The organism is Thermostichus sp. MS-CIW-15 (genome assembly GCF_054060575.1).
On sequence record NZ_JBSSDI010000021.1, the window covers coordinates 1 to 18,535 of the forward strand.

Genomic DNA, 18,535 nt, shown 5'->3' on the forward strand with positions numbered 1-18,535 from the left:
GTCAGCGTCGCGTAGTGACAACGGAAACGGACAGAATGCTATCGCTTCACCGCTGAGCAGTAATGCTCAGCAGTGTTCAGCGTAAATGTATCAGGATCATCGCATCCAGAAACCGCAGTTCGAAGGATTCGTCGGCAGGGCCTAGGCCTAGCCGATGAGCTCTCTGGATTGAGAGCCCCCCCTTGTTCTCATGAGCAGTTGCCTCTAGCCCCAGCTCCCTGGCAAGCCAGGGATTGCCCAGGACAAACCCACCAGCCAGGATCAGAGCACAGACAGTCAGGCGCATCGCCACTTCTCTCCGAGGACAACAGGTCAATATCCTACGCCTTCCAGCCCCCTCTGGAGTCAAACCCTTTGGCGATCCTGGCGCCAGAGTGGGATCCCTTAGCTTGGTGCCTCCATCTGGGCGCCCCTGGCGTCGCCAGTTCAGGAAGTGGGGTTGGGTGCCAACAACTGCTCCCCTTGCAACATGCGAGCGGCAGCGCTGAACAGCTCTTCCTCCAAGTAGGGCTTGGTGAAGTAGGCAGTGGCTCCCAGCTCGCGGGCTGTCTGCCGGTGCCGTTCTGCCCCCCGTGAGGTGAGCATAGCTACTGGAATATGCCTGAGGTTGCTGTCTGCCCGTATGCGGGAGAGCAACTCCAAGCCGTCCATGCGCGGCATCTCGATGTCGCAAAAGATGAGATCGCAGCGCAAGCCACCGCGAAGCTTTTCCCAGGCGTCCTGGCCATCGCGGGCTTGCTCCACCCGGTAGCCCACCTTTTGAAAGGACATGGAGAGCAGTTCCCGCACTGCAATCGAGTCGTCCACAATGAGCACCGTGGTTTGATGGGTTTCCTCGGCACGTGGCTCCGCAGCGCGACGCTCCGCCCAGAGGCGGCTGAGATCGCGACGGCGGCCTTGGGCCATATCTACCAGTTCAAGGACGTCAGCAATTGGCAGCACGCGACCATTGCCCAGCACCGTTGCCCCAGAAATGCCAGGTGGTTTGGGCACAGGCCCGCGCAATTGCTTGATCACGATTTCCTGCTCTTCCACAAAGCTGTCCACCTGCAGGGCAACGTACTGGCCGGCACTTTGCAGGACGACGATGGGCAGGATGCCCTCCTCTTGGGCGATGCTGTAGACCTCTGAGCGGCTGCGGCTGTGGCTGCGGCTGTAGGACAACAGATTCGAGAGGGGCTGGAAGGGAAGGCGTTGATCCCGCCAGGGAATGGAGGGCCGCCCCTGTTCATCCGGCTGCACCTCGTCGACGGGAACATCCAGCATCTCCTCCACACCGTCGAGGGGGAAGGCGATCAGGGCTTTGTCGCTGACACACACCATTGCCTTGGAAATGCTCAGGGTAAGCGGCAGGCGGATGGTGAAGGTGGTGCCCTTGCCGCGCACGGAATCCACTTGGATGCTGCCGCGCAGATCGGTGATGTTGCGGCGCACCACGTCCAAGCCAACCCCCCGCCCGGCCAGATCGTCCACCTCGCTGGCCTCGCGAACGCTAAAGCCGGGGTGGAAGAGGACGTTGAACACTTCTTCTTCGGTTGCCTGCTCTGACAGCAGCCCCAGCCTTTGCGCCTTGGCCTTGATTTTCTCCACCGGGATGCCGGCACCGTCGTCGGCGACGACGATGATTGTCTGGTTGCCCTGGTAGAAAGCTTTGACGGTGATCTTGCCTTCAGGGGGCTTGCCCAAGCGGCGCCGCTCCTCAGGGGGCTCGATCCCGTGCACCAGGGCATTGTTCACCAGGTGGGTCATCGGGTCGGAAAGCTCTTCCAGGATGGCCTTGTCGATGAGGGTGTCGCGGCCTTCCACCACCAGGCTGGCCTGTTTGCCCGTTTTGATGGAGAGGTCACGGACGGCGCGGGGCAGCCGGTCGGCAATTTGCGAGAAGGGCACCATGCGCGCCCGGTTCAGGCCTTCTTGCAGTTGGGTGGTGACCTGGCGGAATTGGCGGGTGATCTGCTCTGCCTCGTCCACCGCAAACTCGATGTCGGAAGAAGACTCGCGCACCCGCACGATGAGCTCAATGATCTCCTGGGCCAGCGTGTGGAAGGCCGTAAACTGATCCATCTCCAACTTGTCGAACTCTTGGCCTATGGAATGACCCACCCGTCCCCGAGGGGATTCCTCGCCGTTCCGACCAAACCCCACCGTTGCCGCGCTGCTGCGGCTGGAGAACAGCGCCGCTTCCAGCAACGAGCGGTCGTACTGATCCCGCATGCGCTGGCCCAGCTCCCCTAGCTGTTGCACCCGGCCCAATAGGCCATCCAGAAACTGGCGCAGGCGAGTTTGGTTTTGCTCCATGCTGTTGCGGATGACCACCAGCTCTCCCACCAAGTTGTTGATGGAGTCGAGGTGGCGCACCTCCACCCGCATTACAGGATTGCTGAGGGCAGATCGCCGTGTGGTCGGTGCTGTTGGGGTAGCCGGTGCCGTGGGGGCGGCTGTTGCTGGGGCGGCGACAGCGGGCGGAGAAGGCGCCGGCGCTGCTGCAGAGACTTGGGGGGCGACCTCGAGATCGCCTAGGAGGGATTCCAGTTGGGCTGCGAAATCGTCGGCGACCTCGCCGCTCACGGCTGTAGGGGATCCCACAATGGGAGCGATGACCTCCTCTAGCTCAGGGGGCACCGCTGGTTCGGCGGCATCGAAAAGGGCGGCCAAATCGTCCAAACTTGGGGCAGGAGAGGCTTCCGGCGCTTCTTCCTCCAAAGGCTGTGTCTCATCTGGGGAAACAGTCGCGCTCTGGGCAGCCAAGAGCTCATCCTCCGCGAACAGGCTTTCCAGTTGGCTGGCCAGATCGTCCTCTGCTGGCTGGGAAGCTCCGCCTTGCTCTGCTGCAGCTACAAGTGGTTCTGGCTCAGGCAGAGTCACTCCCTCCAGACTGCTCCCTTGCAAAGCCTCTGCCTCGCCCAGGAAAGTGGCCAGATCTGAGGGGATCGCTTCCTGGGCGGCCTCCCCTTCTGCAAAGAACCGGCTCAACTCATCCAAATCCACCTCGCCATCCATGGCCGAGAGGGATCCGCTGGTTTCTAAGCTCAGTGCTTCGGTAGCGGGCTCCTCGGCAAATAGAGCCTCGAGGCGGTCGAAGGCCTCCGCGGGCTGGCCCTCAGGATAGAGAGCTTCTTCCTGAACCGGGAAGAGGTTCTCCAAAAGAGCCCAGTCCTGGGCCTGTGCCGCATCCCCCGTGCCCGGGGCATCCTCCAGCGTCTCCCCGGCGAAGAGATCGGCTAGGCTCAGCTCGGCCCCCAAGTCCGGGGTTTCCGCCGCCGTCGACTCGTCGGAAGGGGCCAAGAAGCTCTCCGCCGCAGCGGCAGGTTCGCCGGGCGAAGATTCTTCGGCGAAAAGGTCTTCCAGTTGCTCGACTGCGGCAGAGTCGGCAAGGTCAGAAGAGGGTTGAGAAGCCACCTCGAAAGAGGGGGAAGGTTCGCCTGCTTCTTCTGGGCTCCACCAGGCCTGATCCGCCGCCGAGACAAGGCTCTCCAGGCCGCCTTCAGCCGCAGAGTCCAAAGATGTCAGGGATCCCGTCTCATCGGGGACAGAAAAGTCCCCCGGCCAGATGTCGGCGGGGAACTCAGCCCACAAGTCTGCGGCCGCCTCCCCATCCCCAGGCTGGAGGGACGGAGACGGCTCCTCTGCCCAAAGATCCGCTTCCGGCCCGCTGTCGGGAGCAGCCCCAAAGTCAGGCAACTGAGACAGCTCCTGCAGAGGAGAGCTCTCTACTGCCAGCTCCTCGAGCTCGAACAAGGCTTCCACTCCGACACTTGCAGCTTCGTCTGCAGCCGAGGCTTCCTCGGGGCTTTCCGCAGCGACTTGGGCCGCCCGCTCCTGGGCGGGGACATCCCAGATGGCCTGGCTGGTTTCCTCGGCTCCTGTCAGCTCGGCAGGCTCGACAGGTGACAGCTCTGCCGCCGCTTCGCCCATTACTTCGGCAAACAGCTCCGCCAAATCCGTTTCCGCTCCCCCCTCTTCTGGGCTCAGCTCCTCAAGCGCCTGCGAAAAAGGCTCGGGGGAAGGAGGGATCAGCTCCGGCGGCGGCTCTTCAATATCGGATAGCTGCTCTGCGTTGGCAAACAGCTCGTCAAAGGCGGCGGAGGCTTCTGCTTCCAGGCTCAAAGGAGGGGCGTCGAAATCGCCTGAGCCAAAGCTCAGCCTATCCTGGAGCCAGCCGCGGGCTGCTGCGGCTTCTTCCGGCGCGGCGACGCCCTCTTGGGCAAGGTCGGCGGCTGCTTGCCAGTCTTCCTCTGGCAAAGCCTCGGTGGACATCTCCGGCCAGCTCAGCCCTGGGCCCTCCTCGCCCGCCAGAACGCTGTCCATCTCCAAAGTGGACGGCGGCTGTTCGGCCAGCAGATCCCAGGCCGCCTCCTCCGCTTGCAGGGTTGCTTCGACGGGGATCGCCTCTCCTGGTTCAGGTTCTTCTTGGCTCCCATCAGGGGCAGAGGATTCTTCTGCCGGGATCCCAGCAGCGGCCCAGTCCGCTGGGGCAGGCGTGCTCTCGGGTTCGAGGAAGAGCGGCTCTGGCTCCTCAAGGGCCGGCAGCACAGGGCGGAAGGCCAACAACTCAGCGGAGGGCTGGATGGTCTGCGCTGCTCCGCTGGCCAGAGCTTGGTGAGCCTGTTTCAAATCTCTCAGAACCGGCAGAGCCAGTTGCCGCAAATCCTGGGCAGGATCTGCCAGGATCTCGCCAATCAGGCGGGCTAGGGCCGTCCAGCCGCCCAGATCCACACCTTCGGCCTGTCCCACCTGCTGGAGCGATTGGGCCAAGCTTTGCAGGGCAGGCCGCGTTGCCGGGTCGTCAGGACGCTTGAACAGCTCCAGCATCTGGCGCAACAGGGCCGGGATCTGCTGGTGAACCACCACCTCCAAAGGATCCGGCGGCGGAGCGGGAGCCGCCGGGCGAGCCAATTGCTGCAATTCCGCCGAGGCCGTCACCTCTTCGGCCCTGCCCGCCAAGATAAGCTGCTGCCCCTGCTTCAAGTCTCGCAGGGCGACCAACGCCAACGTTCGCAGATCGGCGTCGGGGTTGCCCAGGGCTTGCTCGAAGGTTTCTGTGAGCTGCTGCCAGCCCGCCAGATGATGGGCTTGCCCGATCTGCTTGAGAACGGCATTTGCCTCCCGCAACTGCTCGCGAATGCCCGGCTGATCCCCTCGCTTGAACAGCTCCAACATCTGCCGCAATTGCTGCGGCACCACTTCCGCCATCTCTTGTTGTAGGGTGCGGGCCGCCGGCGGCGGGGGGGCAGCCGGAGCAGAGCTAGCGACAGGGCCAGCGCCGAGAAGGCTCTGAATGTAGTTTTCAGTCTCCTGAAAAACCGGCTCCAGTTCCGCCAGCGTCGCGTTGCTGAACTCCTGGGTGAGACCGCGAGGGCTCTGCAGCTCGTCCAACAACGCCGCCAACCCATCAAAAACTCGCAGCAGCAGCGTCTCCAAGTGCTGATCCACCGGCACTTCGCCCGGGCGAGAGCGAAACACGTTGAAGAAATCCTCTAGGCGGTGGGCAGTCCGCTGAATGCTGGCGAGGGCCAGCATGGCCGCTCCGCCTTTGATGGAGTGGGCAGCTCGGAACAACTCGTTGATCAGCTCAGGATCGCTCACGCTGTCCCGCAGGCTGAGGAGCCCTTGCTCGATCGTTGCCAAGTGGTCGCGGGCTTCTTCGATAAAATAACCGAGGATCCGCTTTTGTGCTTCTTCATTCATGGCAGGAGGTTCCTCCTACAGCCCACAGGTACTCATATCAGTAGTAGCAGATCGGACAGGGGAAGCTCTCCCATGCCCGGATTCTGTCTTGGGACAGAGGGATCCCGATGTCCCTGAAGTGCGGCAACTTCCCATCGGGATCCTTGCTTGTCCCTAGGATGCCCGCCAACCGAGCAGATTTGCTCATTCATCCCCCACCCGGAAGCGACCGACAGAAGCTTGCAGCTCGCGAGCGATGCTCACCAACTGTTGCAGCGAGCTGGCTACCTTCTGCGCCTCTTCGGACGTCTCGTTGGCAGTCAGCTCCACTGATTGCATTACCTGGGCCACGGCGCGAGAGGTTTCTGTTTGCTGCACGGTAGCCTGAGAAATAGCCCGCACCAGCCCATCGATCCGCCGGCTGACCTCGATGATCTCGTCTAGGCTGCTTTTGGCCTGCTCTGCCCGCCGCGTCCCCTCGATCACCAGTTGGGTGCCTTCTTCCATAGCCGTCATCACGTTGCTGGTTTCCGATTGAATCTGCAACACGATCTGCTCGATCTCCTTCGAGGCTTTGGCAGCTCGGTCGGCCAGTTGTCGCACCTCATCGGCCACGATGGCAAAGCCCCGTCCCGATTCCCCGGCTCGGGCCGCCTCGATGCTGGCGTTGAGGGCAAGCAGGTTGGTGCGCGAGGCAATTTGAGAGATCAAAGCCACAATTTTGGAAATTTCCTGCGAGGATTCCGCCAATCGCTTCACTTTGCGGGTGGTTTCTGCCACGGTTTCGCGAATTTCCAGGATGCCACTTACCGTGCGATCCACAGCTTCTTCACCCCGAGCGGCTGCTTCTGTGGCTTGGGCAGTCACGTTGGCCGCCTCGCGGGCGTTGCTGGCTACCTCTTGAATTGATTCCGTCATCTCCTGAATGGAGTTGAGGGAGTTGGAAATCTCCTCCGCCTGGCGCAAGGCATCGGCAGAGAGGCTGCGGGCAAAGTTCTCGCTCTGCAAAGCCGCATCGTTGACGGCAGCGGCGGCCCGCTTCACTTGGACAACGATGTCCCGCAAGCTGCGAATGGTCAGGTTGAAAGAGTCGGCGACGGCGCCGAGCACATCGGCAGTGACCTCCGCCCGCACCGTTAAGTCCCCGCGGGCTGCCCCCTCGACGTCGTCCAGCAGGCGAATGACCTGGCGTTGTAAGTCCTCCTTGGCCTGTCCCTGCTCGGCAGCTCGCTGGCTCAGATCGGCAAAATGGGCCTCCAGGGCGGCAGCCATTTGGTTAAAGCTGTTGGCCAAGCGGCCCAACTCGTCATCCCCTCTCGCCTCTGCTCTGACGGAGTAATTCCCCTGGGCCAAGGCGGCAAAGTGGCTGGCCAGCTCTTGAGCGGTGGAGCGAATGTGTTTGGCACTGCTGGCCCCCAGCACAACCCCGGCTCCCGTGCCGATCACTCCACCCCCGATGACCCCGGCAAGCAAGCGAGCTCCCCCATTGGCGGGGATCCCCAGGCCAATGGCCAACCCGGCAGCCAAACTCACGGCTCCTTGGATCAGCGCTGTGGCCAACTGCCGATCGGCAAGCGGGCGGTTGGCGATCCCAGCGAACATCCCCGCTCCCTGGCCCCCTGGGAGGGGCATCGAGATTGTAGGCGAGCTGCGAGCCGTTCCGCCCGCCTCCTGCGTCTCCCCCTCATCGGGAGAGAAGACCGGCACCTCGCCGCCCTCCATGCCGGCCAGTTCGCGATCCAGACTGTCCAGCTCGTTGAGCTCGAAAAGAGCAGGGCCAGGACCGGCCGTGTCTTCTTCGGGGGCAGGGATCGGCTCGCTCATGGGGGTGGCCAATTCCGTCGGCAGGCCCTCATCCAGGGATCCCACCTCCTCTTCCCCAAAAGTGGGTAGGGAGAAGCCCATCTCCTCGGGAAAAGCCGCGTCGCCAGCCAACTGCGTAATAGAATCACTGTCTAGATCCTGCAGGTGCTGCCGGTCGAACTCGCTAAGGAAGGCAAAATCGTCATCGACCACTGGGTCTGTTTGAGGCTGCTCCCTGCCCGCTCGCAAAGCGGTCTCTCCCGGAACCGCTGGCGGCGTTACCTGAGGGTTGGCGGGCAGCGGGTGAGAGGAGGCAAACGGATCCGCAGGCTCCATTTCTAGCCTTGTCTCAAAAGGATCCGCAAAGCTTTCTTCCTCGCCAAAAGTCATCTCATCGGCGGCAAAGCTGTCGCTTCGCATCGAGAAGAGATCCTGAGCAAAGGGGTCGGCCTCCTGTTCCCTCATCGCCTCAAACTCAAACTGGGGAAAGGGATCCGCCTCCTCCGGTTGAGGTGGGAACTCCCCTTGAGGTTGGAGCTTGTCTTCCTGCGCCGGAGAGGGAACATCCGCCAGCTCCGGCGCCATCTGGAGCAGCTCCTCCAGGCCCCTGCGGGCCGACTCCAGCTCCTCAGGATCGCTGGCCGTCTTGAGGATGGTATCGTAGGTATGGCGGGCTTCCAGCAACTGCCCCGCTTGCTTCTGGGCCGAGGCCAGCAGCAACTTGACAGCAGTATCCTGCGGCTGAGCAGCGGCTACCTGGTTGAACAACCGCACTGCCTCGACGTAGTCTCCCTGCCAAAAGGCGACCATTGCCTCGGTAAAGTCTCTCTGATTGTTTGCGCTCGAAACCATGGATCCTCCCTTCCCTGCTTGGCTACCTCTGTTGCTACTTCAACCCAAATGCCCAGAACTCCCCCAACACCAACCCGCCTAAACCCTTTAGATTGTTAAGCTACAGATAGGTTACCTCTCCCAACTGGCTGCTTTGCTCCCAAAAAGAATGGGCTCTTGCCCTCTTTCCACAGACCATTGGGGCAGCACGGCCACACTCGCCGGGTGGCCGGGCGCCAATCTCTAGGGAACAAGATCGGCTCCATTCTTTCCATTGTGAATGGCTTTGGAATTTCCGCATTTCTGCCGAACTTGCGGCTAGCCATTCCTCAACCCCAACGGTCGGATCTCAGGATGGCTGACTGATCCAGCAGCGGCAAGCGGGCTCCCGTCGCGGGCACCACCCATTCCCCTCGCAAGAAGGGAGCTATCGACTCAGGAGCCACGAGAACAGGCCGCACCGCTTCCGTCTTCAGCCACTCCATGCCCACAATTAAATCCACAGCCAGGCCCATCAGCAAATCCGGTTGATCCATCACGGCCACCACAGGGAGCTCGGCGCGGTCGAGGTTGAGGGGCGGGCTGATCCCCAAAAACTGCCCCAGATCCGCAACCCAGATAATTTCGCCCCGCAAGTTCAGAGTGCCCAGCAGAACTGGCGCGACATTCGGCATGGGGGTAATTTTCTCAGGGCCGATGCTCATCACCTCTACAACCGATACTGCCGGCAGGGCAAATTCTTCTCCGGTGGCGACCTTGAATTTCAGGAATAGCTCACCTTCGGGAGCCTCCATTTCCTGCAATTCTTGGGTCTCATCCCCCATCAACAGATCCAGATCCCCTAGCATGACGCTCCCCCGTATCGATGGTCTTGTGGAGGGGTGGCCGCCGCTCCCTTGTCCAGGGCATGGAACCCCTTTGGGCTCTGCCAGCAGGCATAGAGGCGGGATGGGCGGTTCCTAGCCTCTCAGCAATTGCTTAATCGTACCCACCAGTTCCTGCGGCTGGAAAGGCTTGGCAATATAGGCATCTGCTCCCTGGCGGAGCCCCCAGTAGCGGTCGAACTCTTCGCCTTTGGAAGAACACATGACAATCGGGGTTTTTTGGGTGAGCGGATCGGCCTTGAGGAGACGGCACACTTCGTAGCCATTCATCCGCGGCATGACGATGTCCAGCACGATCAGGTCGGGCTTGTTTCGCTTCACCGCCTCTACGGCTTCCACGCCATCTTCCACCGTCATCACCTCGAAGCCGTTTTCCTGCAGCAACTTGCCGATCATCTCCCGCTGGGATTGGCTGTCTTCCACCACCAGAACGCGACTCATTTTTGGCTGGTCTCCTTGATCTCCCGCAACTGCTGTTTGATAGTAGCCAATAGCTCTTGAGGCTTGAAAGGTTTGGTTACATAGGCATCGGCTTGATTGCGCTTGGCCCACTCGATATCAAAGACTTGATCTATCTTTGGTGGAACACACGACGATGCGGATGTGCTTGGTGCTTTCATCTTTCTTCACTTCCCGGCACACTTCGTAGCCGTTCATGCCAGGCATGACGATGTCCAGCACCACCACGTCAGGCTTCTGCTGACGAATGATGTCCATCGCCTCCACACCGTCCATGGCTGTGGAGACTTCCAACCCGCTCTCGGAGAGCAGGCTGGAAATGGCCTCCAGATAGGTACGGTTATCATCCACCACCAGTACTTTGCTCATGGTCATCTCGCCCCTGCTGTGTTTCGCGTGTCCGGTCAACCCTGGCGGCTACCTGAAGTGGGATCCTGTCTTTCAGCGCTTTTGGCTGCATCTGGCCTTGCAGCCCCAGGCTGGTTGGGCTACCTCCTATTGTTTGGTGAAGTTCCTCTTCTGTCCAGTATTCTGCAGTACTCTGCTTGCTTGGCTCGAATCTCGACATTTTTTAGGGATTTCGGCTGGCCCCCCGCTTATTCGCCACCGCCCCGCTTGGGAGGTGGGCCCACATAAGATTCGACGACGGTCAACAATTCCCTCTCAGAAAAGGGCTTGCTCAGAAACTCGTTGGCCCCGGCCATGCGGGCCTTGAGCCGGTCGGTGAAGCCGTCCTTGCCGGTGAGCATGATCATGGGGGTTTCGCGGAACTGGCTGGATTTGCGCAACATGGCGCACAGCTCGTACCCATCCAACTTGGGCATGGCCACATCGCAGAGGATCATGTCGGGGTTGAGGAGAAACACCTGTCCCAGGGCTTTGAGGGGGTTGCCGATGGTGGTGACCTGGTAGCCCTCGTTTTGCAAGATGAACTCCACGGTTTTTTGGATGGCCATGGAGTCGTCGATGCAGAGGATGTGGGCGGGCTTGTCGCTGGGTTTGAGGGGACGAGTGCGCTGGGGCTCGATGATCAGGACGGGATCGGAGAGGTGGATCGCCCCTTGACGAACATAGGGATAGATGGCTTTGGCTACCACCAGGGTGTCTCGGCCCAGGTAGCGACCCATTTGGCGAATGCTGGTTTTGCCGTCCGACCACTCGCTCAGCGCCTTGAAGACGGGGGCGGGCAGGGTTTGCTGGAGGGGCAGGGGGTTGACGATGGTGGGGGCTTGGTTGGGGTCTTGGATGTAGGGGTGCAGCTTTTTCCACTCCTGCACCTGGGTGACCATCTCGGCGAGCAGAGGGGTGACAGGAAAGGTGGTCAGTTGGGGGGCCAAGGGGGATCCAGCCTCGAAAATGAAGGAGCCCTGGTGGAGGCTGAGCAGGTCGAAGAGGACTTCCCGCACCATGCCCAGCAGGATTTGCTTGCCTTGGCTGGGGTTGAGCTTGTGGTTTTCCAGCAAAGACCAGAGGCGGTTGTATTCGGGGGCATTGACCGCAGCTTTGGGAGGGATCTGAACTTCGTCTAGGGCGGCTTCCAGCTTGAAGCGGCGCAGGTAGTCTTTGAGGCGGGCGATGTGGCCTTCGGTTTCAGAGGCGTAGATGATTCGCCCGTTCAAGAAAAAGACAAACCAGTAGATGGAGGGTCTGGCCTCTACGAAAAGCTCACCGGTGCGCTGGCCCAACTCGATCAATTGAAGGATGCTTCGGATATCGATCTCTTGTAATCTTCCCTGCATGGGATCCCTGCCTGCAGTCAGCAAGATATGACCATTATGACGCTAGCCTTCTTGCTGCCATCCCACAAGGGGAGCTTTTTGGGGAAATAACCCACTTTGAATCCTGAAGATTTCTGGGTTCCTCGGGCTTTTAGGTTGGAACTGGCCAGAAGCGGATCCAGGGATCCCTTTTCAGCGACCAAAGGACTAACTTCTGGTTTGAAGGCAAGCCGATGGATCTGCACAGGCGGCTTTCCTTGGAGCAGAATAGGTGAAGAACCTCCCCTGAAACTCAATTGTTGCAAAAGCAATGCTGCCGATTTTCACCACTTGGGTGCTGGGCCCGCTGCTGGCGCTCTACACCGTTCTGTTTGTGCTGCGCATCTTCTTATCCTGGTATCCGCAACTGGATACCTCTCGGCTGCCCTATTCGCCAGTGGTCGGCCTGACGGAGTTTTTGCTGCGCCCGACACGCCGCCTGATCCCGCCCCTGGGGGGGGTGGACATGGCGCCTGTAGTGTGGGTGGGCCTGGTTACCCTGTTGCGGGAGGTGTTGCTGGGACAGCAGGGATTGTTGACCATGGCCCTGCACTAAAGTGCTTTCCCAGGAGGATTAGCGGCCCTGCAAGATAGGGATCTGCAGGGCGGGGGTTGGCGAAGGCCGGGCAGGAGAGTCCGCCTGGGTTTTCTCCTGCATCTGCTGCAGTTGCCGGATCAGTTCGGGCACCACCTGGTAGAGATCCCCCACGATGCCGTAGTGGGCAAATTTGAAGATGGGGGCAGAGCTGTCTTTGTTGATGGCGATGATGGTCTGGGACTTGTCCATGCCGACGCGGTGTTGGATGGCCCCGGAGATACCACAGGCGATGTAGAGCTGGGGGCGGACGGTCTTGCCAGTTTGCCCCACCTGGTGGGCATAGGGGATCCAGCCGGCATCCACAGCCTTGCGGGAGGAGCCGACGGCGCTGTTGGGGAAACAGGCGGCCAGCTCGCGCATCAGCTCAAAGCCGTCTGCCGATCCCAGCCCGTAGCCGCCAGCAACGATCACTTTGGCCCGCGTCAGATCGACGGCCTGGGAGAGGTTGCGCACCGTTTCCACAATTTGCAGCTTGAGATCCTCCGGCTCCAAGTTAACCGGCACCGGGATCACTTCTCCTTGGCGGGATCCGTCCCAGGGAAGCGGCTGCATCACCCCGGGGCGCACGGTGGCCATCTGCGGGTTTTTCCAGGGGCCGAGGATGCGGGCCTTGAGGGACTCGCCAAAGCTGGGCCGAATGGCGTACAGGCAGTCGGGGAAGAAGCCAGACTTGCCGGGATCTTTGCTGTTGCTGTACTCGAAGGGGCCGATGTCGAGCTCGGTGCAGTCGGCGGTCAGGCCGGTTTCCAGGTGGGCGGCCAGACGGGGGGCCAAGTCCCGACCGGTGGTGGTGGATCCCAGCAGGATGGTGTGGGGCGGCTGGGGCCAGCTTTTGATCAAGTCCAGGATAACGCGGCGGTAGGGCAGGGTGCGGTATTCGGCCAGCTCGGGGTGGTCGGCAACGAAGACCTGATCCGCCCCATGGCCGATCAGGATTGGGGGCAGGTGAGCGATGTTGTGCCCGAGGACAAGGGCGCTCAGGGTGGCTTCCAGCTTATCGGCCAGCCGTCGCCCCGCTCCCAACAGCTCCAGGCCGATGGGCTGCAACTCACCCTTGATCTGCTCGGCGAAGATCAACACCCGCTTGTGCTCCATAGAGCTTACGACTCCTCATCAAAGTAGAAAGGCTGGGAAGTTTGGTCAATTCCTATACAGATTTCCGCAACTTAGCGATAACTCACCTTTGGGCAGGCTGCAACTGAGAAGTTAAGGAATGGGTTTAGAGGGTGGAGTTAGCGGAAGGGGAAAGAGGGTAAAGCCTCTGGGGTAGCCAGGTAGAGGCTCAAGTCAAGTGCCTGAGCCAATTCCTTCACCAGTTGCGGCACGGGCTGCCCTTGAAAGATCTGACAGTTGCCGCCGATTTCCCCTACTTTTTCGGTGGCGGCCACGATGGTCGGGGATCCCTGGAGGCCGCAGCGCTTTGGATCGGCCCCCACATCGTCCAGGTTGAGGATCTGGATGGCCTCGGCCCGCGCCGCCTCATCCCGCATCAGCCGCTGCACCCGCTGCACACCGCGCAGGGTAGGATAGGCCAGACGCCGCGCCGAATTGGCTACCGTGACCAAGGCCGGCAGAGGCACCATCACGATTTGGGATCCCCCTTCGATGGCCCGCCGCGCCACCAGCATCCCGTCGCGGATCTCGAAGGCCTCGCAATAGGTAACCTGAGGGATTCCCAGCCGCTCGGCCAACTGGGGCCCCACCTGGGCCGTGTCGCCGTCAGTGGTCTGGAGCCCGCAGAAGATGACATCGGGCTGGCCGGCGTAGCGAACCGTGTGGGCCAGGGTATAGGCGGTGGCCAAGGTATCCGAAGCGGCCAGGCGGCGGTCGGTCATCAAAATGCCCCGATCCACGCCGTGGGCAATGGCCTCGTAGAGCACCTCGATGGCCGGGGGCGGCCCCATGGTAATTGCCGTCACCCTCGCCCCGTGTTGCCGTTTGGTTTGCAGGGCCGCTTCCAGCGCATAGCGATCGAAAGGGTTGAGCATCCGCTTGGCCTTGGCCCGGTCGATCGTGCCATCGCTGTTGATGCCGGCTTTGGCATTTGGATCGGGAACTTGCTTGATCAAAACAAAGGTTTCCAAGAGGCAACTCCCCAGCAATTTTCTCCACGTTAGAAGGGATCCCCAACCTGCGCAGGCTTATTTAGCTTTTCTTTGGGATCGATAGCAGCTTTGGGCTTGAGCGTAGCCATGGCCGCAGAACCTGCCGTTTTCAAGGTTTCTCTCTAAGAACTGAAGAACAATTTACTATGGTTAATGAGGCGCAATGATCTCTGCTTTTCAGTAACTTTGTTAGACATCTAACTTGATACTAACTTGGCGCTACAGCAGGAGTGGCTCTGGTAGAGGGGCCTAGCCCAGGCGGAAGTATGTCAAAATCGAAAAACGCCTCTTCTCTGGGTTGAATTTTCCGGCAAGGTCTCTGCCATGGCCACCCAACCCCTCTCCACCTCGCTAGTTCGCTTTCTCACCGCCGCTGTATCCGAGAGCATTCGACGGGCCTCCGAGGCAGGGCAACTGGGATCGCTGACGCTGGAGCAGGCGGCAGGAGTTGCTCCCACGATCCAAATTCCCAGCGATCCCCGCTACGGCGACTACGCCTGTCCCACTCCTCTGGGCATGGCCAAGCTCTGCCGCATGGCGCCGGCCCAGATCGCCCAGACTCTGCAAAAACACCTGGATCTGCCGGGCATTGCAACTGAGGTAGCAGGGGGGGGGTACCTCAATTTCCGGCTGGGGGATTCCTTTTTGGCCGAGCGGTTACAAGAGCTGTTGCGGTTGGGGGAAGATTTCGGCAAAACTGCTGCCCCCCATCCCGAGCGCATCCTGCTGGAGTATGTTTCCGCCAACCCGACGGGGCCCCTGCACGTGGGGCACGGGCGCTGGGCTGCTGTCGGCTCCACGCTGGCCAACCTGCTGCGCTGGACGGGGCACCAGGTGGAGCGGGAGTTCTACATCAACGATGCCGGCAACCAGATGCGGCTCTTGGGCCAGTCGCTAGAAGTGCGGGTGCGGCAACTGCAGGGCGAAGAGGTGGCTCTGCCGGAAGACGCCTATCACGGCAGCTACTTGGTCGATATCGCCCGGCGGCTGCTGGATCAAGTTAAGGCCGGGATCCGCCCTCTGCCCACCACCCCGGAAGAGTACACCGATTTTGCCTACGCCGAGATGCTGGCTTGGCAAAAGCAGACTTTGCAACAGTTGCGCACCGAGTTTGACCACTGGTTTAGCGAGCGCCGCCTGCACGCCCCGGATCCCCAGACGGGCCTGAGCGCCATCCAACAGGCTTTGCAGGAGCTGCAGGAGCGCGGCTTCCTCTACAGGGCCAAGGCGCCGCGGGGTGAGGATCCCAAGCCGGGAGCGGAAGAGGCCGTCTATTTCAAAACCCAAGAGTTTGGCGACGACAAGGATCGGGTGGTGCAGAAGGCGGATGGCTCCTTTACCTACCTGGCCGCCGACATTGCCTACCACCGCGACAAAGTGCGGCGGGGCTATCAACGGCTCATCAACATCCTCGGCTCGGATCACCACGGCTATATCGGTCGCTTGCATGCGGCGGTGGGCGCCTTCAGCCCGGATGTCAAGCTGGAGATCCTGATTGGACAATTTGTCAAATTGTTCAAAACCGACCCGGAAACCGGCGAGAAAACCGAAGTGCGCATGTCCAAGCGCACCGGCAATTTTGTCTCCTTAAACGATCTCATCGACGATCCCGAAATTGGCGTTGGGGTGGATGCGGCCCGCTGGTTTTTGCTCAGCAGCAGCATGGACAGCCCCATCAACTTCGATTTGGATTTGGCCGTCAAGCAAACTTTCGACAACCCGGTGGTCTATGTCCACTACAGCCATGCCCGCTGCTGTACCCTGCTGCGGCGGCTTCAGGAAGAAGAAAAAGTGGAGCTAACTAACAAAGTTACCTTGACAGAGCAACAAAAACTGCCCTACCAAGAACCCGAAGAGCGGGCCCTGTTGCTGCGCCTGTTGGCCCTGCCCGATGAGCTGATCGCCGCTGCCGAAGAGCGCGCCCCCCACAAGATCATCCGCTATGCCGAGGCGATTGCCGCCGATTTCAACAAGTTTTATGACAACTGCCGCATTTTGCCCCTTTTGAAAGAGGATCCCCTCTTGGCTCAAGCCCGCATTCAATTGGTGCAGGCCACGCGACAGGTTTTGTTTAACGTGCTTACCGGCATTCTCGGCCTGAGCGCGCCGGAGTCGATGTAGATTTTAAGTAACACCGATCCCCATCTCAATACGAGAGGGAACTTGGGGATCAACTGCCTAAGTTTCGACTCTGTGGGCGCGCAAGAGCACGTTGGTTCCTAGCCTCTCTTGAGCCATCCAAAAAGCGCAAATCCACCACGAAACCTCGTCTTGGCGATAGATGCCACCGGTGAAAAGGTAAGGTTGCAAAATATCGGCCATCTGGGCTAAAGCTGGCACCTCAACACATGATTGGCCCACACTTCGGGATCCAGAGCCTCATAAACGTAATCGGAAGGGAAATATAGATGGCTTGCTTCCAGGCTAGGTTGGCTGGTCAGCAATAACTGAGCAGGATCCGAAGACTCACATCCCAAGCGATCCCCGATTTGAAACGTGAGTTGAAACAAGCGGTTAATCAGCTCGAATTGTTCGGCGCTCATAGATTGAGATGGGCATCAGAGTTGACAAGTGCGACGGCTGCGTTCCAGCTCCGGCTCGATCCAAGAGAGGGCAAAGTGACTCACACAGGGCAACTGCGGGAAGCGGCGGGCCAGCTCTGCCATTTGGGCTTCCAGGCTGGGGCGTTTTCGCTGCGCTTGTCCCCACAGGCCGGCAATGGCCGGGCAGACAAAGGTTTGGGGAGAGGCCACGGCCAAGACCTGCTCCACCTGCTGCGCCACACAGGAGCCATCCTCGCACTTGGCATAGGCCATTGGGTGCCACTCCATGCCGGGATCGAAGCGATCCCAGGGCTGGAGACGAGCGTCAAACCCTTCTCCCACCGCCTGATTGCCATCGGGGAAAAAGACGGCTCCGCTCGGGATCCCAAGGCTTTGGGCCGGTTGGGCAGCTTGCCGTAGGTAATCGAGGATCCCGTAGCGGGCAAACTCGACGCTGAGCTGCCAGAGCTGCTGCTGCCAGCGCTCCTGTCGGAAAGCGGCGCTGGGTGTCGGAGAGGGGGTGGGATTCGCCGACGGCTGGGAATCCTCGTTTGCAAGGCTTGAATGTAGATCTTCGTTCCCGCCTGCTCTGCCTTGGGCCATCCCGTCCCATAGCTCTGGAGAAAGCGGCCGCTCCCCGCTTGCGCTGGGCCTGGGATCCCCTGGCTGACGCCACTTGGGCTCTTCGCCATAGGTGGCGTCCAGGTGGAGCACATCCGCCACTGTCACGTAGCCCTGGCTGAGGTAACGCTCCAGCAAGGCTCGGCCTGCCGCGTTTTCTGCCAAATCCAGGTAGGCTTGCCGGGCCGCCTCCCCATGGATCCAGAGATCCCGGACGGTGGCTGCCAGGCTGGATCCCCCAGAGCCGCGGGGATAGCGAATGTAGTCGAAGAGGATCCCATCCGGCTGCCGCTGCAGGATGCGGCGGATCAGCTCGGCAAAATCCCGGCGCGCCACGGGATGGAAGGGATCCACAAACACCTCATCCGGGCTGCCCAAATCTTCCAGAAGGGCCGTTGCCGGATCCAAGACGGTGGTGAGGCCACGGCCGTTGCGGGCCAAGACTGCCTGACGATCCGGTCGCTGTCCGTAGCTGTAGCCAAAATTGAGGGAAAACACCCAGGCATAAGCCGAAAGCCCTCGCCGTCGCGCCGCCTTGAGGGCCAAATCCAACAAATCGGCGTTGGGCTGTAGGCTGGGCCAGATCCCGCCCCCACCATCTGGCAAAATGGAGCGGCCATCGTAAAACGTCTCGATAAAGACGCGGTTGTAGCCCAGGTTCACCACCTGGTCAAACACCTGATCCAACACGCCCGGATTGGCATCGCAGGGATGCAAGCGCACCCAAATGGCTTGGATTTGCGGCCAACGGCGGCTACGGCAGACGATCAAGGCAGCGCGATGTTCTGCCAAAACTTGGTTGTATTCAGCTCGGGCGGCATCTGACTGGGCGGCCCGCTGGCGCAGTTGGGCCTTGCGCGCCACTTCCTCAGGCGGCTGCCGGCAGAAGGCGTCGAGGGATCCCCTCTGTTCCCCCCTACCCTGCAACCCGGAATGGCCGGGCCAGAGGAATTGGGCCTGGGCGGCGATCCCGGATCCCAGGAGTATCAGCGCGCCGAGCACGCCCCCCAGCCAACGGATCCCGTATTTTTTCCACCGTTGCCTCAGCACTCCCGACACTCTCAACCTGTACTGAGAATGGCTTCAATCCTATCCTCTTTCTCCTCTAAAGATCGGCAAATCAAAAGCAATTGTTCCCGCTCGAACAAGCTCAATCAAGCTCATTTAACTTCGAGCCCGTTGTCCTGAAACTTCTCGCACGACTGTGGGCTTCTCAGCGCGGAGAATAACATTGCAGGAAGCTCGATCGTTTACCGATTTCAACAGA

Annotated in this window: 11 protein-coding genes and 1 pseudogene; 2 read left to right on the plus strand and 10 right to left on the minus strand. The window is 60.6% G+C overall.

Features of this window, described 5'->3' with window-relative positions:
- Positions 1-426: 426 nt before the first annotated feature.
- From ACVW0R_RS08885 to ACVW0R_RS08910, 6 genes and pseudogenes are all read right to left on the minus strand, one after another.
- A complete protein-coding gene (locus ACVW0R_RS08885; RefSeq protein ID WP_011431517.1) occupies positions 427-5,688 on the minus strand; it encodes a response regulator in 5,262 nt (1,753 codons plus the stop codon).
- A gap of 183 nt (positions 5,689-5,871) precedes the next feature.
- Positions 5,872-8,322 (minus strand): methyl-accepting chemotaxis protein, encoded by a 2,451-nt coding sequence (locus ACVW0R_RS08890; protein ID WP_457501937.1) that lies wholly within the window; start codon positions 8,320-8,322, stop codon positions 5,872-5,874.
- Positions 8,323-8,630: 308 nt separating this feature from the next.
- Positions 8,631-9,149: a chemotaxis protein CheW gene (locus tag ACVW0R_RS08895; protein ID WP_041438647.1), complete on the minus strand. Its 519-nt coding sequence runs from the start codon at positions 9,147-9,149 to the stop codon at positions 8,631-8,633.
- A 111-nt stretch (positions 9,150-9,260) separates the two neighbouring features.
- A complete protein-coding gene (locus ACVW0R_RS08900) occupies positions 9,261-9,626 on the minus strand; it encodes a response regulator transcription factor (RefSeq protein ID WP_457501938.1) in 366 nt (121 codons plus the stop codon).
- A pseudogene (locus ACVW0R_RS08905) lies at positions 9,623-10,013 on the minus strand (response regulator). Before ACVW0R_RS08905 ends, ACVW0R_RS08900 begins: the two are co-directional and overlap by 4 nt.
- Before the next feature lie 227 nt (positions 10,014-10,240).
- On the minus strand, positions 10,241-11,383 hold the full coding sequence (locus ACVW0R_RS08910; RefSeq protein WP_011431512.1) for a response regulator: 1,143 nt from the start codon (positions 11,381-11,383) through the stop codon (positions 10,241-10,243).
- Between the two features lie 289 nt (positions 11,384-11,672).
- On the opposite strand from ACVW0R_RS08910, the gene ACVW0R_RS08915 reads away from it, so the two are divergent.
- The gene (locus ACVW0R_RS08915; protein ID WP_011431511.1) at positions 11,673-11,957 is read left to right on the plus strand and encodes a YggT family protein; all 285 of its coding nucleotides are present in this window, start codon (positions 11,673-11,675) and stop codon (positions 11,955-11,957) included.
- Between the two features lie 18 nt (positions 11,958-11,975).
- Here ACVW0R_RS08915 and ACVW0R_RS08920 read toward each other — a convergent pair whose 3' ends face one another.
- A complete protein-coding gene (locus ACVW0R_RS08920) occupies positions 11,976-13,094 on the minus strand; it encodes an electron transfer flavoprotein subunit alpha/FixB family protein (RefSeq protein ID WP_011431510.1) in 1,119 nt (372 codons plus the stop codon).
- A gap of 137 nt (positions 13,095-13,231) precedes the next feature.
- Positions 13,232-14,083, minus strand: a complete 852-nt coding sequence (locus ACVW0R_RS08925; protein ID WP_011431509.1) for an electron transfer flavoprotein subunit beta/FixA family protein — start codon at positions 14,081-14,083, stop codon at positions 13,232-13,234.
- Positions 14,084-14,428: 345 nt separating this feature from the next.
- Here ACVW0R_RS08925 and argS point away from each other — a divergent pair, with 345 nt between their 5' ends.
- The gene (argS, locus tag ACVW0R_RS08930) at positions 14,429-16,225 is read left to right on the plus strand and encodes an arginine--tRNA ligase (RefSeq protein ID WP_011431507.1); all 1,797 of its coding nucleotides are present in this window, start codon (positions 14,429-14,431) and stop codon (positions 16,223-16,225) included.
- A gap of 206 nt (positions 16,226-16,431) precedes the next feature.
- Here the strand turns inward: argS and ACVW0R_RS08935 are convergent, their stop codons facing one another.
- Together ACVW0R_RS08935 and ACVW0R_RS08940 are read right to left on the minus strand one after the other, a co-directional pair.
- Positions 16,432-16,647 carry a hypothetical protein gene (locus tag ACVW0R_RS08935; RefSeq protein ID WP_011431506.1) on the minus strand — a complete coding sequence of 72 codons (216 nt, stop codon included), beginning with the start codon at positions 16,645-16,647 and terminating at the stop codon, positions 16,432-16,434.
- A gap of 15 nt (positions 16,648-16,662) precedes the next feature.
- Positions 16,663-18,318, minus strand: coding sequence for a hypothetical protein (locus ACVW0R_RS08940; RefSeq protein WP_457501939.1), 1,656 nt, complete (start codon positions 18,316-18,318; stop codon positions 16,663-16,665).
- Between the last annotated feature and the right edge of the window lie 217 nt (positions 18,319-18,535).